At 67.5% G+C, this 19,923-nt stretch carries 17 protein-coding genes and 1 tRNA gene; 13 read left to right on the top strand and 5 right to left on the bottom strand.

The features are described 5' to 3' along the window. Positions 1-153: 153 nt before the first annotated feature. Entirely contained in the window at positions 154-1,062 is a 909-nt protein-coding gene (locus AB0H76_RS29825; RefSeq protein WP_357330346.1) for a glycoside hydrolase family 43 protein, read from the top strand. Then, on the top strand, positions 1,062-2,621 hold the full coding sequence (locus AB0H76_RS29830) for a lipase family protein (protein ID WP_357330347.1): 1,560 nt from the start codon (positions 1,062-1,064) through the stop codon (positions 2,619-2,621). Before AB0H76_RS29825 ends, AB0H76_RS29830 begins: the two co-directional genes overlap by 1 nt. 6 nt (positions 2,622-2,627) lie before the next feature. On the opposite strand, the gene AB0H76_RS29835 is transcribed toward AB0H76_RS29830, so the two are convergent. Continuing rightward, on the bottom strand, positions 2,628-3,872 hold the full coding sequence (locus tag AB0H76_RS29835; RefSeq protein ID WP_357330348.1) for a helix-turn-helix domain-containing protein: 1,245 nt from the start codon (positions 3,870-3,872) through the stop codon (positions 2,628-2,630). A 217-nt stretch (positions 3,873-4,089) separates the two neighbouring features. Here AB0H76_RS29835 and AB0H76_RS29840 point away from each other — a divergent pair, with 217 nt between their 5' ends. Then, positions 4,090-4,389: a hypothetical protein gene (locus AB0H76_RS29840; protein WP_357330349.1), complete on the top strand. Its 300-nt coding sequence runs from the start codon at positions 4,090-4,092 to the stop codon at positions 4,387-4,389. A gap of 124 nt (positions 4,390-4,513) precedes the next feature. Then, complete coding sequence (locus tag AB0H76_RS29845; RefSeq protein WP_357330350.1) at positions 4,514-5,965, top strand: molybdopterin-dependent oxidoreductase; 1,452 nt, start codon at positions 4,514-4,516, stop codon at positions 5,963-5,965. Positions 5,966-5,969: 4 nt separating this feature from the next. On the opposite strand, the gene AB0H76_RS29850 is transcribed toward AB0H76_RS29845, so the two are convergent. Continuing rightward, positions 5,970-7,985: a TPM domain-containing protein gene (locus tag AB0H76_RS29850; RefSeq protein WP_357330351.1), complete on the bottom strand. Its 2,016-nt coding sequence runs from the start codon at positions 7,983-7,985 to the stop codon at positions 5,970-5,972. A gap of 30 nt (positions 7,986-8,015) precedes the next feature. On the opposite strand from AB0H76_RS29850, the gene AB0H76_RS29855 reads away from it, so the two are divergent. The 4 genes from AB0H76_RS29855 (at position 8,016) to dnaG (ending at position 12,747) form a co-directional block, all read left to right on the top strand. Further along, entirely contained in the window at positions 8,016-8,690 is a 675-nt protein-coding gene (locus AB0H76_RS29855) for an MBL fold metallo-hydrolase (protein WP_357330352.1), read from the top strand. 255 nt (positions 8,691-8,945) lie between these two features. Continuing rightward, positions 8,946-9,524 (top strand): YdcF family protein, encoded by a 579-nt coding sequence (locus tag AB0H76_RS29860; RefSeq protein ID WP_357330920.1) that lies wholly within the window; start codon positions 8,946-8,948, stop codon positions 9,522-9,524. A 6-nt stretch (positions 9,525-9,530) separates the two neighbouring features. Continuing rightward, positions 9,531-10,781 (top strand): deoxyguanosinetriphosphate triphosphohydrolase, encoded by a 1,251-nt coding sequence (locus AB0H76_RS29865; RefSeq protein ID WP_357330353.1) that lies wholly within the window; start codon positions 9,531-9,533, stop codon positions 10,779-10,781. Positions 10,782-10,827: 46 nt separating this feature from the next. After that, entirely contained in the window at positions 10,828-12,747 is a 1,920-nt protein-coding gene (gene dnaG / locus AB0H76_RS29870; RefSeq protein WP_357330354.1) for a DNA primase, read from the top strand. A gap of 1 nt (position 12,748) precedes the next feature. Here the strand turns inward: dnaG and AB0H76_RS29875 are convergent, their stop codons facing one another. Together AB0H76_RS29875 and AB0H76_RS29880 are read right to left on the bottom strand one after the other, a co-directional pair. Then, the gene (locus AB0H76_RS29875) at positions 12,749-13,297 is read right to left on the bottom strand and encodes a hypothetical protein (protein ID WP_357330355.1); all 549 of its coding nucleotides are present in this window, start codon (positions 13,295-13,297) and stop codon (positions 12,749-12,751) included. A 67-nt stretch (positions 13,298-13,364) separates the two neighbouring features. Then, positions 13,365-13,610: a hypothetical protein gene (locus AB0H76_RS29880; RefSeq protein ID WP_357330356.1), complete on the bottom strand. Its 246-nt coding sequence runs from the start codon at positions 13,608-13,610 to the stop codon at positions 13,365-13,367. Positions 13,611-13,892: 282 nt separating this feature from the next. On the opposite strand from AB0H76_RS29880, the gene AB0H76_RS29885 reads away from it, so the two are divergent. Next, positions 13,893-13,965: transfer RNA gene (locus AB0H76_RS29885), tRNA-Asn, on the top strand. 322 nt (positions 13,966-14,287) lie between these two features. On the opposite strand, the gene AB0H76_RS29890 is transcribed toward AB0H76_RS29885, so the two are convergent. Next, entirely contained in the window at positions 14,288-15,181 is an 894-nt protein-coding gene (locus tag AB0H76_RS29890; protein ID WP_357330357.1) for an oxidoreductase, read from the bottom strand. 63 nt (positions 15,182-15,244) lie between these two features. Here AB0H76_RS29890 and AB0H76_RS29895 point away from each other — a divergent pair, with 63 nt between their 5' ends. The 4 genes from AB0H76_RS29895 (at position 15,245) to AB0H76_RS29910 (ending at position 18,853) form a co-directional block, all read left to right on the top strand. Next, positions 15,245-15,841, top strand: a complete 597-nt coding sequence (locus AB0H76_RS29895; protein WP_357330358.1) for a TetR/AcrR family transcriptional regulator — start codon at positions 15,245-15,247, stop codon at positions 15,839-15,841. 470 nt (positions 15,842-16,311) lie between these two features. Then, a complete protein-coding gene (locus AB0H76_RS29900; RefSeq protein ID WP_357330359.1) occupies positions 16,312-16,965 on the top strand; it encodes a hypothetical protein in 654 nt (217 codons plus the stop codon). 224 nt (positions 16,966-17,189) lie between these two features. After that, positions 17,190-18,416: a hypothetical protein gene (locus AB0H76_RS29905; protein ID WP_357330360.1), complete on the top strand. Its 1,227-nt coding sequence runs from the start codon at positions 17,190-17,192 to the stop codon at positions 18,414-18,416. Continuing rightward, the gene (locus AB0H76_RS29910) at positions 18,413-18,853 is read left to right on the top strand and encodes a hypothetical protein (protein ID WP_357330361.1); all 441 of its coding nucleotides are present in this window, start codon (positions 18,413-18,415) and stop codon (positions 18,851-18,853) included. Before AB0H76_RS29905 ends, AB0H76_RS29910 begins: the two co-directional genes overlap by 4 nt. Positions 18,854-19,923 lie beyond the last annotated feature (1,070 nt).

Below are 19,923 nucleotides of genomic sequence, written 5' to 3' on the forward strand. Positions count from 1 at the left end.
ATCACCCGATCAGAAGAGTAGCCCCTCCTGCCGACTGTCTGTCGCGAAAGTGACTGGCCCGCACAGCGTGACTCGCTGAAGGTTTGCTTAGCCCCCTAGTTCGACGGCGTGTCATCGCCGGGGATCCGTGCCACGCCTTGAATAATCCGTGCAATGACATCGCAGGCGGTGTGCCGCAGGTCCGTACTGACCTGGGCCGTCGCGCTGCCGCTCGCGGCCGGACTCCCGGCCCGCGCCACTGCCGCCGAAACGTCTATGCGCTACACCATGACCGCGTTCACCACCGGCAGCGAACACGACCTCTACGTCTACGAATCGTCGGACGCGACCGCCTTCGAGCTGGTGCGCGGCCGGGCCTACCGGCCGCCCACCGGGGTGATGCGCGATCCCAGCGTCTTTCGGCACGGGGACGGCGCCTACTACCTCGCCTACACACCTTCTGGCAGCGGCAACAGCATCGGCTTCGCGCGCAGCACCGATCGCGTCTCGTGGACCCATCTCTACGACTATCCGATGCCGGTGCCGCGCATCGAAGCCTGCTGGGCCCCGGAATGGTTCGTCGACGTGGACGGCCGCGTCAGCGTGCTCGTGTCGCTGGGTGACGGGTGCCGGTTCACCCCGTACCTGATCACGGCCACCGACGCGGCCCTGCGGTCCTGGACCGCGCCCGCGCCGCTGGCCGGACTGGTGCCCGCGCCGCTGGACCTCCTCGCGATCGGCTACATCGACACCACCCTGGTGCGCGTCGAGGACCGCTACTACGCGTTCGTGAAGAACGAGTCGACCAAGTTCATCGAACTGGCGGTCGCCTCGAACCCGTTGGGCCCCTACACCTTCCTCGGCGTCGGCGACTGGGCCGGTTGGGGTGCGCCCCGGGAAGGACAGTCACTCGTCCCGCTGCCCGAGGGCGGCTGGCGCGTCTATTTCGACGCCTACACCGAAGGCAAGTACTTCTACAGCGACAGTCACGACCAGTTCCGCACCTGGACCGCGCCCACCGAGCTCCCGGGTCTGTCCGGAACCATCCGTCACGCCACCGTTTTCCCGGAAGGCAGCAGCTGATGAGGGCACCACACGCACCCGGCACCGTTCTGCGCTGGACCGAGTTGCCGCGAGACCTCTGGCCGGTGCACGCGCTGGCCGCCTATCGCGTCTTCTATCGCGGTACCGACTACGCCGGCCGGCCGCAGATCGTCACGGCGTCGGTGTTCGTGCCGAAAGGCACCGCGCCCGCGGACGGGTGGCCGGTGATCGGGTACGCGCACGGCACCACCGGGCTCGGGACCGCCGCGGCGCCCTCGCGCACCGGGTTCCTGCGGCTGGAGCGGGACCACATCGACGGCTGGCTGGCGGGCGGAAATGTCGTGGCCGCCACCGACTACGAGGGGCTCGCGGCCCCCGGCCCGCACCCGTACTTCAACGGCGAGGCCGTCGCCGACGACGTGGTGGACGCGGTCCGGGCCGCGCGCGGGCTGAATCATCCGGTCAGTTCGCGCTGGATGGTCGTCGGGTTCTCGCAGGGCGGGCATGCCGCGCTGCATGTCTCGCTGATGGCCACCGGGTACGCGCCGGAACTGGACTTCCGCGGCGGCGTCGCGCTCTGCCCGCCGGTGTACCTCTCGGAGTTGATCGGCCAGCTGACCAGCAACCCGAAAGCACAGCTGAGCCCGATCGTGCCGCTGCTGCTGGCCGGCCTGACCACCAGCCACCCGGCGTTCGACCCGGGCGCGCTGCTGTCCGGGCCCGGCCGCGAATTGATCGACCGCGCCAAGGAACTGACCTTCGTCGAGATGATGCGGGCCTGCGCGGGGGTGACCAACGCCGCCGCCGGGGTGGTCGACCTGACCGCCGAGCCGATCGTGCAGACCGTGCTGACCGCGGCCACCGTCCCCGTCGCCCGGCTGGACCGCCCGATGTTCCTGGCCGGCGCGGAAATGGATCTGATCGTGCCGGAGGCCCTGGTCGACCGCTACGCCGCCGCCACCGCCGGCTCGGGCACCGCGGTGCACTACGTGCGCTGCGCCGATTCCGACCACGCGCAGGTGCTCGATCACGCCCGCCACGACGCGGTCGACTGGGCGCGTACCCAGCTCACCGAGGACGCGATCAGCGAACCCGCCTACCGCGGCTTCCACGCCCTGGACGCCACCCACGACGGCTACCTGCGCCGCGACGATTTCGAGGCGTTCGCGCTGCGTCTGGTCCAGGCGCTGCGCCAGTCCCCCGGCACGCCCGCCGCCCGGTCGGTCCGCAACGGCTATCTGAACCTGTGGCGCGGCCTGTCCACGGCCGACACCAACGGCGACGGCCGGGTCAGCGCCGCGGAGTACCGGGAGTGGGTGCAGCGCCTCACCGCCGCCGACTTCGACCAGTTGCTCCGCCCGCTGGCGGAATCCGTTCTCACCCTGGTCGATACGAACGGCGACGGCGTGCTGAGCCGCGCGGAATTCGGCGCGCTGTGCTCGGCCTGCCGCATTCCGGTGCCGCTCGCGGATCGCGAATTCGACCTGCTCGACACCGACGGCAGCGAGAGCATCGACGTCGACGAGATCGTGGTCGGGTTGCGCGAGTACTGCCGGGGCGCGGACGCACCCGGGCAGTGGCTGTTCGGGCGGTTCTGAGCCGGCTCAGGTCCCGGCGCGGCCGGTGGTGGGCCGGCGCTGGTAACTGCGCGCCACGATCGCCGAGCGCAGGTACCACAGGCCCGAGGCCTGCGTCGCGTCCAGACCGGTCAGCTGGCTGACGCGCTTGAGCCGGTAGTCGATCGTGTTGGTGTGCACGTGCATCGCCCGCGCGGTGCGCTGCCGGTTCAGGTTGTTCGCGATGTGGGACTCCAAGGTCTCCAGCAGGTCCGGGTGTTCCTCGAGCGGGTCGAGCAGGTTGCGCAGATAGTCCAGCGCGGGGCCGGGCCGGGTGAGCTGGTATTCCAGGGCCAGCTCGTCGAAGCGGTAGAGCTTGGGCGGGGACTTCAGGCGCGAGACCATGTCCAGGACCTGGTGCGCGCGATCGGCGGCCTCGGGCACGTCGGCCGCGGGCGCGAGGACGACACCGGCCGTGATCGGCACCCGGGCCGCGCGGGCGAGATCGGCGACGAACTCGTCGAGTTCGTCGGCACCGAGCAGTGTCGCCGGCAGCAGCACGGTGCCGCCGTCGACGCTGAGCAGCGACAGCACGGCCTGGCCGAAATGGGTCGCCAGGGCGGCCTGCACCCGCCGTAACTTGCGGCGCGCCACCACCTCCCGGTTCAGCGCCGGGTTCTCCTCGTCCGGGTGGATGCCCAGCGCCACCGCGAACACCTGGTATTCGTCGGCGATATCGATGCCGCACTCGCGCGCCATCGTCGAGTTCGCGTGCCCGCTCAGCAGCGCCGAGGTCAGCGTGTGCGCCGCGGTGTGATGCTCGCTGACGACGGTGCGCAGCTCCCGCACGTAGGCGCGCGCCACGGTGGAGGTGATGGTGTCCAGGACCTCCATCAACCGGCGGGTGAGGATCTTCAGGCTGTCGAAATCCTCGGCGGTGGCGTCGGTCAGGATGAGGTCGAGACCGAGCTTGATCCCCTCGTGCACCGCGTGATGGATGGTGTCGATCGGAATGCCCTCGCGCGCCCAGGCCGCCGCGGTGTGGCCCAGCTGCTGGGTCTTGCCCGGGATGTCGGAGCCGTCGAGCATGCTCACCGCCAGCTCCAGGCAGACCCGGGTAATGGTGGTCACGTCCCCGTTCAGCGCCTCCCCGGGCAGGGTCCGGCACGGGACCACCGTCTCCAGGAAGTGCCCGACCATCTGCTTGGACAGCGTCCGGACATCTTTCAGCGACGTGGTGACAGGTTGACCGGACATCGTCAGGTCCGACGGATAAGAACTGCTGACCGACACAGTGACTCCCTTCCCCGCGGCCCGAGGCAGCGGAGCTGCCCCACGCTAGCGCCGGTGCCCCGGCAATCCGAGGGCTCCGGCCGAACCTCGTGCGACACAACAACGCGCGCGGCCCGCGTTGTGATACCTCACGAAATGCGCTCCCCAGAGCGAATGGCTATCCCGCACCTCATAGGGTCTTGCTCCAGAAAGTGCGGGCCAGACCGGAGGGAAGCGCGTGCGTCCACCAGCAGACGATGATCATGCCCGCCACGACGCGCTGCTCCGCGACCGGCTCGGCCTCGCATTGGCCCTGGTCGAGGCGGTCGAAGCCGATCTCGGCGGCGCGGCCGGCCTGCGTTCCCTGGAAACCCTCGCCACCCGCTGCGCCGCCGGCGGCGTCCCCGCCGAAACCGTGCACCGCATGGTCGACGACGGCGTGCTGGACGCGGTCGGCGCCGCCGGCGACAACCCGCATCCGGTGACCAGAGTGGCCGGACTGCTACACAACACCGTCGCCCGCGCCTATTCGCGCTGACCCGGCGACGGTAGAAGTCCGGTTGTTGCCCGGGGCCCGGTGAAAGGGGTTGGCCCCGGCTTGGATTCGTGCAGAATGCGGGGTAGCGATGCGAGATCGATCAGCGGAAGCGGGTGTTCGGGCGGTGCGGACGGAAGAGGATCGGAATCGGGGCGGGGTGGCCGGGGCGGCGGCGGTCGGCGTGGCGGCACTGGGCCTCGGCGAGGCGATCGCCGCGGCCCGGGGCGGGTCACTGATCGACACCATCGGGCGGGCGCTGATCGACACGGTGCCGATTCCGGTGGTGGAGGCGACCGTCGTGATTTCCGGGCGGCACGACAAGGCCGCCACCCGAGCGGGCGTGGGTGCCGGTGCGGTGGCGGCTACGGCCGCGATCAGCGCGTTGCCGCCACGGCTGCGCTTGCCCGGCGTGGTCGCGGCCGGCGCGGCCACCGCGGCGCTGGCGACCCGCCAGTCCACGCGCTCGGCGTCGGCGATGCTGGGCGCGGCGGCGGCCTCCGGGGTGCTCGCGGCCGGGCTGCGCAGGCGGCCGCGCGGTGTGCTCGGCACGCTGGGGTGGACGCTGGCGGGCGCCGGACTGTTCGCGGCCGCGCACACCTTGCAGCGGGATCTGGATCGCAAGCAGGACGGTGTGATTCGCCGGCTCGGCGCGATGGGCGCGCCCGGCACCGTGCCCGAGGACGGGCTCGAAGGCGAGGCGGGGCTGTCGGCGCTGGTGACGCCCGAGCACAAGATGTATGTCGCCGATGTGAGTCTGCGGGCGCCGCGGATCGATCCGAATCGGTGGCGGTTGTCGGTCAAAGGCATGGTGGCGCACACGCTCCGGCTCTCACTGGCCGATCTGGCGGCCGACGCGGTGGAATTCGACGCGGTGCTGGTGTGCGTGCACAACCGGGCCGGAGAGGGCCGGGCCGGTAACGCGCGCTGGCTCGGGGTGCCGCTGGTGCGCCTGCTCGAACACGCCATCCCGGACGACAACGCCACCCACCTGGTGACGCGGGCGGTCGACGGTTACACCATCTCGCTGCCGCTGGACGCGCTGCGTTCCGGCGAGTTGCCCGGCTACCTGGTGGTCGGCATGAACGGCCAACCCCTCTCCCCCGCACACGGTTTCCCCGCCCGCGTCTTCGTGCCCGGCCTCTACGGCCAGTACACCGGCGCCAAATGGCTGAGCGAGCTGGAACTCACCGACGACAGTCACTCCGACTACTGGGTGAAGCGCGGCTGGACCCGGGAGCTGCTGCGCGTGCACCCGCACGCCCGCATCGACAGCACCCTGCCCGGTCGCGAGATCGCGGGCACCACCTCGGTCACCGGCGTCGCCTGGGCGCCGCCGCACGGCGTGGACGCGGTGGAAATCCGGGTGGGGCAAGAGGATTGGCAGCCGGTCGAGCTCGGTACCGAGTTGTCCCCGTCGTCCTGGCGGCGCTGGCGCACCACCTTGAAGCTGCCCGCGGGCGCGCACACGATCCAGGTGCGCGCGATCAGCCGGTCGGGTCAGACCCAGGACGCGGTCGATCGCCCGCCGTTCCCGGTGGGGCCGACCGGTCTGCACACGGTGACGGTCGACGTCTGAGCCGTTAGAAGCGCCCGCCGCGGCTGATGCGCCGCGAACCCGAGGAGCCACCGTAGGACCCCGCGCTCCAGCCGCCGGAGCGACGGGAACCGCCCGCCCCGCGGAGCATGTCCTCGAGCAGGATTCCGCCGAGTACCGCACCGCTGCCGCCGAATCCGCCGCCGAACGGGCCGCGGCCGTAGGAACCGCTGTGCTGGGTCTGGCTCGATTCCCAGGCCTGCACGCTGGATTGCGCTTCCTGGAGCGCGCGGCCCGCGAGATCGGCGGCGGACTGGGCGTTGCGCAGGGCCTCGGCCGGTTCGGCGGTGCTGAGTTGTTGTGCCGCATCGAGTTTGCGCTGCGCCTCCGACAGGCGGGTGCGAGCGTCCGCGTCGACGCCGCCGCGGCGAGTGCCGATGTAGTCGGCGGCCTGCTGCACGCGCGAGCGGGCGTCGGTGAGCGCCTGACCGAGGCGGCGGGCCAGGTCCTCGGCGGCGAGTTTGCGGTCGGTGGCGGCGGCGATCGCCTGGTCCAGGGTGCCGTCGGCGGCGACGGCGGCGTGGAAGGAGCCGAGCGGGTCGGCGTCGCCGGTGGCCTCGGCGTGGGCCAGGGCCTGCTGCGCGACGGTGCTCGCGGCGGCCAGTTCGGGGCCGCCGTGCGGAGCCAGGCCGGCGGCGTCGGCGAGATCCTTGCGCAATTCGGCCAGCGCGGCGGGCAATCCGGCGCGGGCCTGCTCGATGTCGGTGGACGCGTTGTCGACCGCGTCCAGCAGCGTGCGCGCCTGCCCGACCGCCGCCTCGGCCGACCGGATCGCGGGGACCGCCGCGCCCTGCTTGCCGACCGGCTGTACCAGCGCGTCGCGGCCGATGTCGATGTTGTGCTCGGCGAAGGCGATGCGCTCGCGGGCCATGCCGACGTTGTCCCGGATCGGGGCCAGCACGCTCGCCGGGTGCGCCGCGGTGAGCTCGGCGAGTGCGGCTTCGGACGCGGGCAGCCGTCCGGTCAGGTCGACGAGGTTCTGGGTGAGGGTGTCCAGCCGGCTCGGCGCGTTGATCAGCAGACTGCGCATCTGGTCGAATTCGGTGACGCGGGCGTCGAGCTCCTTGTCCGCGCGCCCGACGGTGCTGAGCAGTTCGAGCAGCAGGGTGCGCTGCTCGTCGGGCGTCTCGGGGATCTCGTCGTCGAGTTGCTGACGGATCGAGAAGGCTTTGGAGGCGGCGGCTTTCGCGTTCTCCAGCGCACTGGTGAACGGGCTGACCGCGGTGGCGCCGAACTCGCCGGTGGCGATCTCCAATTCCTCGTGCGAGGTGCGGACCGCGTTGTCGATGTCCACCAGCGCTTCCCGGGACCGCGCGTGCAGCGTGTCCAGCGGCAGGGCAGCGAGGGCGGTGGTGTCGCCGAGATCTAGTTTGCGGGCGGCGTCGAGGTGCGCGCGGCCGAGGTCGCCGCGGCGCTTGCGCCGCCACAACCAGTACCCGCCGAACCCGAGGAGGCCGAGCCCGACCAGCCCCCACAGCACCAGCGCCGTACGCCCACCGCCGGTGCCGCCGCCGCTCATCGCCGAGCCGAGCCCGTCGGCCGTCGCGATACCCGCGGCTGCCCACTGACCGTTGTGCAGGTCGGGTTCGACCTCGCCGGTCAGCAGATCCTCGAGTTCACCGTCACTCACGCCGTTCGGCAGGTCGCCGTAGAACCAGTAGTCGCGCGACTGCGTCGCGACCGCCAGCAGCAGATCCCTGCGCCCGAAACCGGATTCGCTCGCGGTGCGCTGCGCCCAGGATTCCGCGCCGAGCCCGCTGAAATCGGGCACGTAGGTGACCCACAGCCGCACCTGATGGTCGGTGTAGAGCCGCTCGACCGCCGCCCGGACCCGGTCCAGCTGCCCCGGACCGAGCGCTTGCGCGTCATCGATCACGTAGGAATCCAGCCGGCCCGGCGGCGCCGCCGACACCGGCGCGCTCAGCAGCGCGACCCCCGCCAGCACGATGCCGGCGAGGAGTGAAGCAGACCAGCGGGCGAGGCGGCTCCATGGCAGCTGCATACCTTGAATCTAACTGGATAGGCTGCGGTAATGATGACGATCGACCGTCCGTACACCGGCCACGTGTCGCCGGGCGGCAATCCACAGCAGCGCGACCTCCCCGACGCCCGCATCACCAAGATCTCCGTCGGCGGCATGGACAACAACTGTTATCTGGTGCAGTGCGTGACCGGCCCGGCCCTGCTGATCGACGCCGCCAACGAGCCCGAGCGCCTCCTGGAGCTGATCGAGCAGGAAGTCCCCGGCAAGGTCGCGCTGATCGTCACCACGCATCAGCATCCCGATCACTGGTGGGGCCTGAAGGACGTCGCCGCCGCCCTGAACGTCCCGACCGCCGCACACGAACTCGATGCCGAACCCCTGCCGATCCAGCCCGACCGCCTGCTGGCCGACGGCGACACCCTCGAAATCGGCGAGCTGCGCCTGCGGATCGCGCACCTGCGCGGCCACACCCCCGGCTCCGTCGCCCTGGCCCTCACCGACGAATCCGGCCGGACCCACCTCTTCACCGGCGACTCGCTGTTTCCCGGCGGCCTCGGCAAGACCAAATCCCCCACCGACTTCGACACCCTCTACACCGACGTCACCACCAAACTCTTCGACGTCTACCCCGACGACACCATCGTCTACCCCGGTCACGGCGACGACACCACCCTCGGCGCCGAACGCCCGCAGCTCGGCGAGTGGCGCGCCCGCGGTTGGTGACAGTTTGTCAGTGGGACCTGACCGAGGACGTTTGCCACGGTCATGTCCCACTTCCCGACCGCACTCCCGGCGGCGTCGTACGGGCGCGGTGTGGCGCTTGTGGGGGCGGTGTCGGTGGATGCTGGCAGACTTGGTCTGGTGAGTTCGCCAACCTTGCATCCCGGAGCCGACGCGGCTTCCAGTCCCGGCGTGCCACGAGGGTTCTGGGCCGGGCTAGTCCGGTGGGCACGCCGGTTGGTGCTCGGGACCGTGCTGATGGGGCTGGTGCTGGTGGGTGGCACCGGTTTACGGGTCTGGCAGGTCGCGCGGATCGAGGATTACCGCAAGGCCGACGCCATCGTGGTGCTCGGGGCCGCGCAGTACTCCGGGACGCCGTCCTCGGTGTTCGAGGCGCGGCTGGATCAGGCCGCGAAACTGTTCAAGCTCGGCGTCGCGCCGCGGGTGATCACCGTGGGCGGCAAACAGCAGGGTGACCTGTACACCGAAGCCGCCTCCGGCAAGAACTACCTCGAAACCCTCGGCGTGCCCGGCGAGAACATCCTGGCCGTGGAAACCGGCTCGGACACGCTGCGCAGTGTCGAGGCCGTCGCCGACGCGATGCACGAGCGCGAGCTGTCCTCGGCCGTATTGGTCAGCGACCCTTGGCATTCCCTGCGCACCCGCACCATGGCGCGGGACGCCGGCCTGGACGCCTGGACAGCGCCGACGCGCACCGGGCCCGCCGTCTACACCCGCGAATCCCAGGCGCACGGCATCGCCCGCGAGACCGGCGCGCTGCTCTGGTATCAGCTCACGCATTTCTCCGCCGACTTCAAATACACAGCGGGGCAGTGATATTCGATGACATATACCGCACACGACCAGGAGCGGATGGTGGCCGAGCAGGCCAAGACCGCCGCCCTGGGCCCCTCCGAACGCGAGACCGGGCATCGCACCGAGTTCGCCCGCGACCGCGCCCGCGTCCTGCACTCGGCCGCCCTGCGCCGGCTCGCCGACAAGACCCAGGTGATGGGCCCGCGCGACGGTGACACCCCGCGCACCCGGCTCACCCATTCGATCGAGGTCGCCCAGATCGGCCGCGCCATCGCCGAGGGTCTGGGCTGCGATCCCGACCTGGTGGATTCGGCCGGGCTCGCGCACGACATCGGCCACCCGCCCTACGGCCACAACGGGGAGAAGGCTCTCGACCAATTCGCCGACCGGCACGGCGGTTTCGAAGGCAACGCGCAGAACCTGCGCATCCTCACCCGCCTCGAACCCAAGGTGCTCGCGCCCGACGGCACCAGCGCCGGCCTGAACCTGACGCGCGCCGCGCTGGACTCGGCGCTCAAGTATCCCTGGGCCAGAACGGGTCCCGGCACCAAGTACGGCGCTTACGCGATCGACGTGGACCGCCTGGCCTGGGTCCGCTCGGGCGCGCCCGAGCGCACGCAGAGCCTGGAATGCCAGGTCATGGACTGGTCCGACGACGTCGCCTACTCCGTGCACGACGTCGAGGACGGCGTGATCGCGGGCCGGATCGACCTACGCGCCCTAGCCGATTCCGCGGTGCAGACCGAACTGGCTCGCGTCGGGCACCAGCGCCATCCCACGCTCTCGGTCGACGACCTGGTCGCCGCCGCCCATCGCCTCTCCGATCTTCCCGTGGTCGCCGCGGCCGCCGACTACGACGCCGGCTTCGCCAGCTCGGTCGCCCTGAAACAGCTCACCAGCGAACTGGTCGGTCGCTTCGCCACCGCCGCCATCACCGCCACCCGCCTGATCGCCGGGCCCGGCCCGCTCACCCGGTACGCCGCCGACCTCGAGGTCCCCGCCGTTGTCGCCGCCGAGGTCGCGATGCTCAAAACCGTCGCCCTGCACTACGTGATGTCCGATGTGGCGCACCGCCGCCGCCAGGACGACCAGCGCGCCCGCGTGCACGCCGTCGCCGCCCATCTGCTCGACATCGCGCCCCTCGGGCTGGACCCGGTGCTACTGCCCTGGTGGAAGGCGGCCGACGACGATACGGCCCGCGTTCGCGTCATCGTCGACCAGATCGCCTCCTACACCGAAAGTCGGCTCGAGCGGGTGGCCGCGGGCCTGGGTCGGTGACGTAGCCGGTGGGCGTGTCGGTGATCGATTGGCCTAGACTCTTGCCGTGACCGGACGAATCCCAGATCGCGATATCGCGGCGATACGCGAACGGGTTCGGATCGAAGACGTCGTCGGTGAGTACGTCGCCCTCAAGCGCGCGGGCGCCGACTCGGAGAAGGGGTTGTGCCCCTTCCACGACGAGAAGTCACCCTCGTTTCACGTTCGCCCGCACATCGGCGTTTTCCACTGCTTCGGTTGTGGTGAGGGCGGCGATGTCTACAAGTTCCTGCAGAAGATCGAACACGTCGGGTTCGTCGAAGCAGTCGAGCAGATGGCCGATCGCATCGGCTACCAGATCAACTACGAGGGTGGCGGCACCTCGGTGCAGCGCGACCGGGGCACCCGCACCCGGCTCGTCGCCGCCAACGCCGCCGCGCACGAGTACTACATGGCCAAGCTGCGCGAACCCGAGGCCGAGGCCGCCCGCAAGTACCTGACCGACCGCAACTTCGACGGCAACGCGGCCCAGCAGTTCGGCTGCGGCTACGCCCCCGACGGCTGGGACACCCTCACCAAGCACCTGCTGCGCAAGGGTTTCGAGTTCAAGGAGCTGGAAGCCGCCGGCCTGTCCAAGCAGGGCAAACGCGGCCCGATCGACCGATTCCACCGCCGCCTGCTGTGGCCGATCCGCAATCTCGGCGGCGAGGTCATCGGGTTCGGCGCGCGCAAGATCTTCGACGACGACACCATGCCCGGCAAGTACATCAACACCCCGGAAACGGTGCTGTACAAGAAGTCTCAGGTGCTGTTCGGCCTGGACCACGCCAAACGCGATATCGCCAAGGGCCATCAGGCGGTGGTCGTCGAGGGCTACACCGACGTCATGGCCATGCACCTGGCCGGCGTGAAAACCGCCGTCGCCTCCTGCGGCACCGCGTTCGGCGAAGAGCACATGGCGATCCTGCGCCGCCTGCTGATGGACGACAACTTCTGGCGCGGCGAGATCATCTACACCTTCGACGGCGACGCCGCCGGTCAAGCCGCCGCCCTGAAAGCCTTCTCCGGCGACCAGCGCCTGGCCGGGCAGACCTACATCGCCATCGCCCCCGACGGCCAGGATCCGTGCGAGCTGCGCCAGCACTCCGGCGACGGCGCGATCCGCGATCTGATCGCCCGCCGAACCCCGCTGTACGAGTTCGTGATTCGCGGCCTGCTCGCCGACCACAACCTCGATCAGGTGGAAGGCCAGGTGGAGGCGCTGCGGCGCGCGGTCCCCGTGGTCGCGCAGATCAAGGACAACGCCACCCGCAAGGCCTACGCCACCCGGCTGGCCGGCTGGGTCGGCTGGGACGACATCCAGTCCATCGTCCGCCGGGTCGGCGACGAGGCCAAGCGCTCCCGCACCGGCCCGCCCGCCCGCGGCTCGGGCCGCGCCGCGGCGTCGAACGCACCCGCGGTCGCCGAGCATCCCGCGGCCCGCCCGAATCCGAACGACCCGGTCCTGCGCCCGCAACGCCAAGTGCTGTGCGCGGCCCTGCAGTACCCGTCGATCGCCGGTCCGGTCTTCGACTCGCTGGATCCCGAGGCCTTCACCCACCCGGCCTACTCCGCGGTGCGCGCCATGATCGCCGAAGCCGGCGGGGCGTCCAGCGGGCTCGGCGGGGCCGAATGGATCAACGCCGTCACCGACGGCACCGACGACCTGACCCTGCAGGCGTTCGTCTCCGAGCTCTCCAACGAGTCGCTGCCGGTGAAGTCGTCCAACGACATCCCCCGGTTCATCACCGGCGTGCTGGCCCGCGCTCAGGAGGCCTGGGTCGGACGCCAGGTCGCGGAGCTGAAATCCCGTCTGCAGCGGCTGTCGTCCACCGATGAGCCCGACACCTACATGGCCCTGTTCGGCGATCTCGTCGCCCTGGAGCAGTACCGCAAGAGCCTGCTCACCCAGGCCATGGGCAACTCCGACGACTTCGTCGCGGGCTGAGTCACACCCGGACGAGGTCGGTGAACGGCCCAGTCGTGGTCTGCATGAAGCCCGGTAGCTGGCTGGGATGGAACGGCCGGCCGCCGGGCGCGAACGCCACGTCGTCGCGCGCGCAGAAGTAGAGGGTGTTCCACACCTGCCAGATCGCTCGACGGCGCGGCAGATCGGCGTTCAGGCGGCGCGAGCGCAGCAGATTGACCGTCAGCACCAGTGCGCTGGGGACGATGAACCACACCGACAGCCACAGCGGCGCGAAGACGGCCGCGGCCAGTGCGTCGCCCGAGTCGTGGATCATCGCGCCGACACACAGATGCGCGAACAGGCCGAGCGCCAGCATCATGACCGCCCGGACGGCGCCGGTGACATCAGAGTGCAGCACCGGCGGTGACAGCCGCGCCGCCAGCGCCGTCTGACTGACGGTCGTGGTGTGGCGGCGGCGCCGATGGTCATAGGTATAGCCCCGCGCCCGCGCCGTCCCGGCCGCGTGGATCGCGGATACCTTCTGGCACTGATCATTTCGCCCACACACCGGGCAGTTCCCCGCATACATGCGGTCAGATTAGAGACCGCCGATGTGCGGGCGGGTTACAAATTCCTTGCAGCGCCGCCGAATCAGATCAGCGGCGCAGCTGATCGTGCGGCACCAGCACGGTGGTCCGCTCGTCCAACGGCTCCATCGGCTCCAATTGCGGCCGCGTACTCAGCCGATCCGACAGCTTCTGCCGCCCGACCTGCACCAGCTTCCGAGTCACCGGACTGCCCGTCACCGCCCGCGTCGCCGCGCTGATCTGCTCATACCGGACCCGGCCGGCCTTGGTACCGAGCACGTACCCGGCAGCCACGCCGATAATCAACCGCAGCATCTCGTAGAGCTCCTCCCAATTCGCCTGTGCGCGCCCCTATCCTGCCCGAAGCCACCGACAACTGTCGATCCGCCCAGGGCGCGTCGGCAACTCTCTCGCCCGCCCCCACCAACTCACCGACGTAACATTGCTCACAGACCCCACCAATCAGCCCCGGGTGCGGCACCGCACCACCGCAGCAAAGCACACGTTCCCCCAGGTAGACCCACGATTTGGGAACCACCGCAACCGTACGCTAAAGTTTCATCTCGGCCCGCCCAGCACGGACGAGCCGCCAAGTAATCCCCTATAGCTCAATTGGCAGAGCAGCCGACTGTTAATCGGCAGGTTTCTGGTTCGAGTCCAGATGGGGGAGCCGAATTGGCCCCTGACCAGCGCGAAAGCGGATTGGTCAGGGGCCGAAATCGTATCAGAGAACGACGAACTGTCGATAGGTTGTCGTTAAGTCACCGGATGCCCTTCCGGGCCGGTGATCGGGTTCCCACTTCATGAGCGCGGCGTGGATCACCGCCGCGGCATCTTGGCGCACCCTTTCCCGCCGCACGCACTTGCGCTGAGTGGGTGGATAGAGCTGCCACTGGTCGAGAGTGCACGGCAGGCGTGGTGCCGTACATCGGGGTGGTCCGCGGGTTCGGAGTTATCCCTCGCGCGTCCGACTAACGGGGAAAAGCGATCGACTACTCGGCCGTGATCGGAAAGGTCACGCCGGTCAGCTTCTCGGAAGCGCTCCAGAGTTCCTGCGCGAGTTCGGAATTCGATGCGTCATCGGAGCGGCCCACCGGCTTCGGGTAGCCGCGGTATTCGTAGAAGCCGTCGGGGCCGATGTAGGCGGCGGGCGGGAGGTCCTGGGTGGCGGCGAACAAGGTCGGCAAGGCGCCTGCGGTGGCGTCCTGGGCGATCAGCTTGTTGCCCACAGACATTGCGAGGTGTGCGATCGGGTTCTGGGTGTGGCCCTGCAAATTCGTCGCCGCCCAGCCCGGGTGCGCGGCGACCGCACGCAGCGGTGCGCCGACGGCGGTCAACCGGCGCTGCAATTCGAGGGTGAAGAGCAGATTGGCGAGTTTGGACTGGCCGTACGCGCCACTCGGACTGTAGGGCCGTGTCTTCCAGTTCAGATCGGCGAGGTCGATCCGGCCGCGGCGGTGCGCCTGCGAGGACACCGTCACCACGCGGTCGGTCAGGTGCGGGAGGAGCAGATTGGTCAGGGCGAAGTGACCGAGATGGTTGGTGCCGAACTGGCGCTCGAAACCGTCGGCGGTGCGGCCCTCGGGGACCATCATGATTCCGGCATTGTTGATCAGCACATCGATCGGTTCGGACCACTGCTCGGCGAAGGCCCGGATCGAGCCGAGATCGGCCAGATCGAGTTTTCGCACCTCGGTGGCACCACCGATCTCCCGTGCCGTGGCCGCACCGCGTTCGGTGTCCCGCACCGCGAGTACGACCCGCGCGCCGACTTGCGCCAATTCCCGGCTCGTCACCAGCCCGAGCCCACTGTTGGCCCCGGTCACGACGACGGTGCGGCCATCCATGCGCGGTAGATCCCGTGTAGTCCAGCGTGTATTCGACATACCGCCAATGTAGACACTGCCCACAAAGTGGTCAATGCCCACATCGACTAGGCTGCATCCGTCATGAAAGTCTCCCGCTCGTATCACCACGGCGACCTGCGCGAGCAGCTGCTCCAGCGCGCCGAGCAGACGCTGCGCGAAACCGGGGTGGATCAGCTCTCGCTCCGGCAGCTCGCCCGCGACGTGGGCGTCACCCACAACGCGCCCAGCCGTCACTTCCGGGACAAGCAGGCACTGCTGGACGCCTTGGCGCAGTCGGGCTTCGAACGACTCGGGGCGGCCTTTCGCACCTCCGACGCAGACCTCCCCTTCGTCGAGCGTTTCCACCGGCTCGCCCGCACATATCTGGACTTCGCCGTGGACAATCCGGCGTTGCTGACACTGATGTTCGCGCGCAAGCACAGCCCCACCGCCGGCGCGGAAATGGCGGCCGCGACAGCACTGGCCTTCGCCGTCCCAGTGACCTTGACCGCCGAAGCGCAAACACGCGGCGAGATCGTGGCAGGCGATCCCCTGCGCATCGCCATGTCCGTCGCGGTCTCACTCCAAGGCCTGGCCAGTTTCGTCATCTCCGGAATGGTCACCCCGGACGCCGCCGAACAACTTCTCAACGAAGTCGTCACCAACCTGACCCAGGGCCTGCTGCCCCGCACCACCTGAGATGGCGCACCCCCAGAGTCGATCAAAACAACAGCACTCACTGCATGAAACCCGGCATAACAGTGCGCTGCCAGCCGAGCCGAGCTGGCGCTGCGTCCGGCCGTGCGGCGGCGAGCGCGCTGCAACCGATTCGGCGAATCCTCTTGCCAAGTGCAGAGAAGTGCGGCGCGGTCCCAGGTCGCGAAAACACTGTCATCGGCTAGTTAGAGACCGTGACCACCATGCGGTAGCTGCCTACGCAATCCGAGCGAGGTGCAGGTCTGGCGCTTCTTGCGATCATTGGCCTCCGGCCAGCCCTCACATTTCTTCGTGAAGTTCGGCGATTGATGGACTGGATCCCGCGCCGCTGTTCGGCCTGGCAGTGCGCATTGACGACCGGTTCGACTAGGGTTCAGGCCCGGAACCAAAGGGCGGGTCGGCTAGGTCGGGCTTCCGATGGCTCCATTGCCCGAAACATCGAGGAGTATCACTTGACCCGGATCTCGGATCGCCCGAAGTCACCAGCGCAATTGTTCATTGTCGCGCTGGCTGCCGCTGCGACGTTGGCTGGGTGCTCCGAAGACAGCGAGCCGACAACTCCGCCCGAAGCCACCGCGACGGTTCCCGGGATCACAGGTACGCCACCTCCATCAGAGTGGTATCAGCCGCCCGCAGCTTTCGAGGGACTCGATCCCTGCTCACTCGCCACGGACACAGAAGTGTCCGGCCTGATTGGCAAATCGGGCCTGCGACCATCACGCAACGAAGGGCTGCAACCGGATATGACGATCGTCGGGAAGGTCGACACCTGCAGTTGGATCGCCGACGGCTTCGACCCGATGGCGGTGACGCTCGGGATAGAAGACCCTGCACGGGGCGGGGTACAGCAAGGGCAGGATTCCGAATCATTGTGGATGGCAGAACAACTCGGCCACCCCGCCAAACTGACTTTCGGCAAAAACCCTGCCGAGCTCGGCGTCGAGGACTGCGTAGCGTTCGTCGGTTACAGCAACAATCGCTCGGCCAGCATCCTGCTCCGATTGCGTGCGACCGCCTCCACGCCAGTACCTACCGACAGCGATAACCTCTGCACCCGAAACCGGGCGACTGTTCGCGACATCCTTGCCCGCGTCCCGTGGAAGTGAGCCGCAAGCCCGTCAGCCTCGACGGTCGATACGCGTGAATTTATCGAGCGCGGGTTTGACGACGCCTCCCCTCCATCGTAGGGTTTCCCGCAACGAGTGAAGTCTCTTGTTGGGGGTGCATCGAATCCGGCGTCCGCTACCTGAAGTACGAAGTGTAAGTCGTCTAATCAGGGCGAACAAGAAGAGTTCGGCCGAAGTTTGAGATTTAGAATTCCGGGGTTCGAATGAGTGAAACATTTCTAGCCGTACCGAGTGAAATCGGTGGCCTAAGTGTACTCGTCAAAGAAATCGGCGAAGATTGCACAGCCGCTTCGAACTACATTGCCAAAAATGGGCCAGCTGCCGACTGGCTGTCGGGTCCGATCATCGACGAGTTGATACCATATATCGAAGCAGCCGCGACGGCTACTCAGCGGCGAATGGGCGATATCGCCATCATAACTGGCGAATCTGCCAGCGAATTAAAAACTGCAGCCTGGATGTACCATAGCAAGGACCAGCAAACCTACGAAGCGCTGAACAAGCACAAGGTGAATCTGGCCACCCGCGAGTCGGTCCCAGTATCGAGCGATCAGGAATCTGCCGGCTATACGCTGGAGTATGAGGGCTCGGCCTCGTATCCTAAAGCCGAAAATGTCGATCTCGCAGTACCCACTGCCAATAAAGAAGACACCGCCGCACTGATCGCCGAGGTGTTTCCGCCGCTTGGCCAGATTAATGACGCAATCAAGAGCATTACCCGTATGGCCGGGAATGAAATCGATGTCATGGGCAAAGCATTGAATCCGATTCCAGGAAACTGGAATGAGGTGCGACGCATCGGCGAAGCCTATAAAATCGCCGGAAATGCAATGGAAGCATCCGGTAAAAATTTGGATGCCGGCCTGGCCAAAGTGGACCCACACTGGGACGGAAAGGCCCGCCTGGCTTTCGGCGATTGGGCAGTAGCTCAATCTGCCGCAATGAAGTGGGAGGGGCCCGTCGGGCGCATTATCGCTGACATCCTAGGGCTGGCCGCAGACAAAATCCGCAATGCCGTAAAATGGATCATCGAGCAGATAAAGAAACTTCTCGAGTCGCGGATCAAAATAACCAGCCTCGAAGGCGCTCTCCGGTTCGTCGCCAACAAGATCCCCGTCGTGGGAACAGCAAATGAGATTCGCGAGATCGGCACCCGTCTTTACGAAATCATCAAGGGCACCATCGATATGGTTTTGGAGATAACCAAACTTCGCGATCAGATCATGCACCTCTTGGAAGTCATCAAAGATCCCGCCGCTGCTGGGAAAGCCAAGGTCACAGAAGTGTTGGAGCAGAAGATTCAGCCGTATCTCAAACGCGCCGCCGTGGCAGACGATGTGGCAAAAATTGCCAATTTGAACAGCACGCTGAACCGGCCGAAGAACGACTTCGAGGTCGGGTCCGGCAGAGACCCCTGGGCGGATGCATGAAACCGGTATGGTCGAGCGATCGGGAGCCGGACCTTGATCCGGCCGTAGAAGAAGCCGTTCGCGCGGTCCGGGCCGCGATCGCCGATCTCGACACAGCGGTGATCAGGGCGCAGAATCTCGACGTCCAGGCGATACTCGAGGAGCCGGCCGAGGTGAACGACAGATATATGTCCAGCCTTGCCACGATGCCGGACGCCTCCCCTGCGCTGCAGGCGTACGCCGCCCGGGTGCAACGTGGCGAGTCGAAGTGGTCCGACATTGAGCTTGCACGCCCGCTGCCACCAGAGGTGCTGGAACTCAAGAATTCGCCTTTATTCAGCTGGCAACTGTTCCCGGAGCCCGAACCTCAGCAGATCCCCTCGCCACCGCAAAACTATCAACATTTATATGATGACTACGATGAGGAGAACCACACTCCTGACAGCTGGCTGGTATAGAACTAAAAGACGTTCGGCCTCTACTTCACCTGTGCGATAAGGACTACCAGATATCGGTCCAGGTTGGACGCTCTGACAGGTCCAGCGCCATGGCCCGCCCGCGCAGGAGGACAGGAACCATGCTTCCTTGCGAAAGTCTCGCTTGGAACGCTGTAGCCCGCCTTCGTCGAAGATCTGAGAAGATGTAATCCTTCCGTAGTCGCTGATCGACTCCTGTTTCTGGATGCGTAGCCGTGGCTTCTATACTGACGCGGTGCTGATGGAAACCGCTGGCTCTATACACCCGCCGATAGGTAGAAACATCCACCAGCGCCGTAACTCTCGCGCCTGTCCGATGTAGATAAGCTCGTCTGCATCGCCACACTATGCCCAATATCAAGATCCATAGCAGCATCCCGATCCCAGCACTAATCGGCAGCGCGAGAGTCACAGCGAAATCCTGATCGGTCAGCATCGCGAGCGCGACACCGAGGCCCACGACCGCCGCTACGAACAGGACGGCCCCCAGGCCTGCAATCAGCACCCACAATGTCTTCGCGATACCGGTCAAAGCTGCACTCCCCACCCTACGCACTCCCAGTATGGCGAACACTCTATGGCTTCACCGCGATCTTCCGGCCGACCTTACCGGACTGAAGATGCGCACAGCCAGGCCAGTGATCATGCTTGTTCTGCATGTGTTCCTCAACATTGATGCATTCCCGAAGCACGCTATTGACTAGGCGGCCATTCCCGCCACGCAGCCTCTAGAACCGTGAGGCATGTGGTCCACCCGGCACGACCGCACGCACCACACCATAGGCTCGCCCGCTCCCGTTCCGACTTACCCAGCAGCCTCGACTGAACTAGGTCAGATGCGGCCTACGTGGGTGATCCAGGGATACGTCGGTCACATCGACTCGTTCGGCGGGCGCGGGATAATTCGGCCGGCTGCGACGAGAACGTTCCACGCCGTGGCCTTGCGCGGACACTGCCATCGCTCGCACGCTCGGTGCAGTTGTAAGACCATGTGCGCTTGGTCGATCGTCAACGCATTCCGCGGCGCGCGGTGGTCGAGCACCGGGGATGGT

It is taken from the genome of Nocardia sp. NPDC050712 (assembly GCF_040654295.1).
Lineage (GTDB): Bacteria > Actinomycetota > Actinomycetes > Mycobacteriales > Mycobacteriaceae > Nocardia.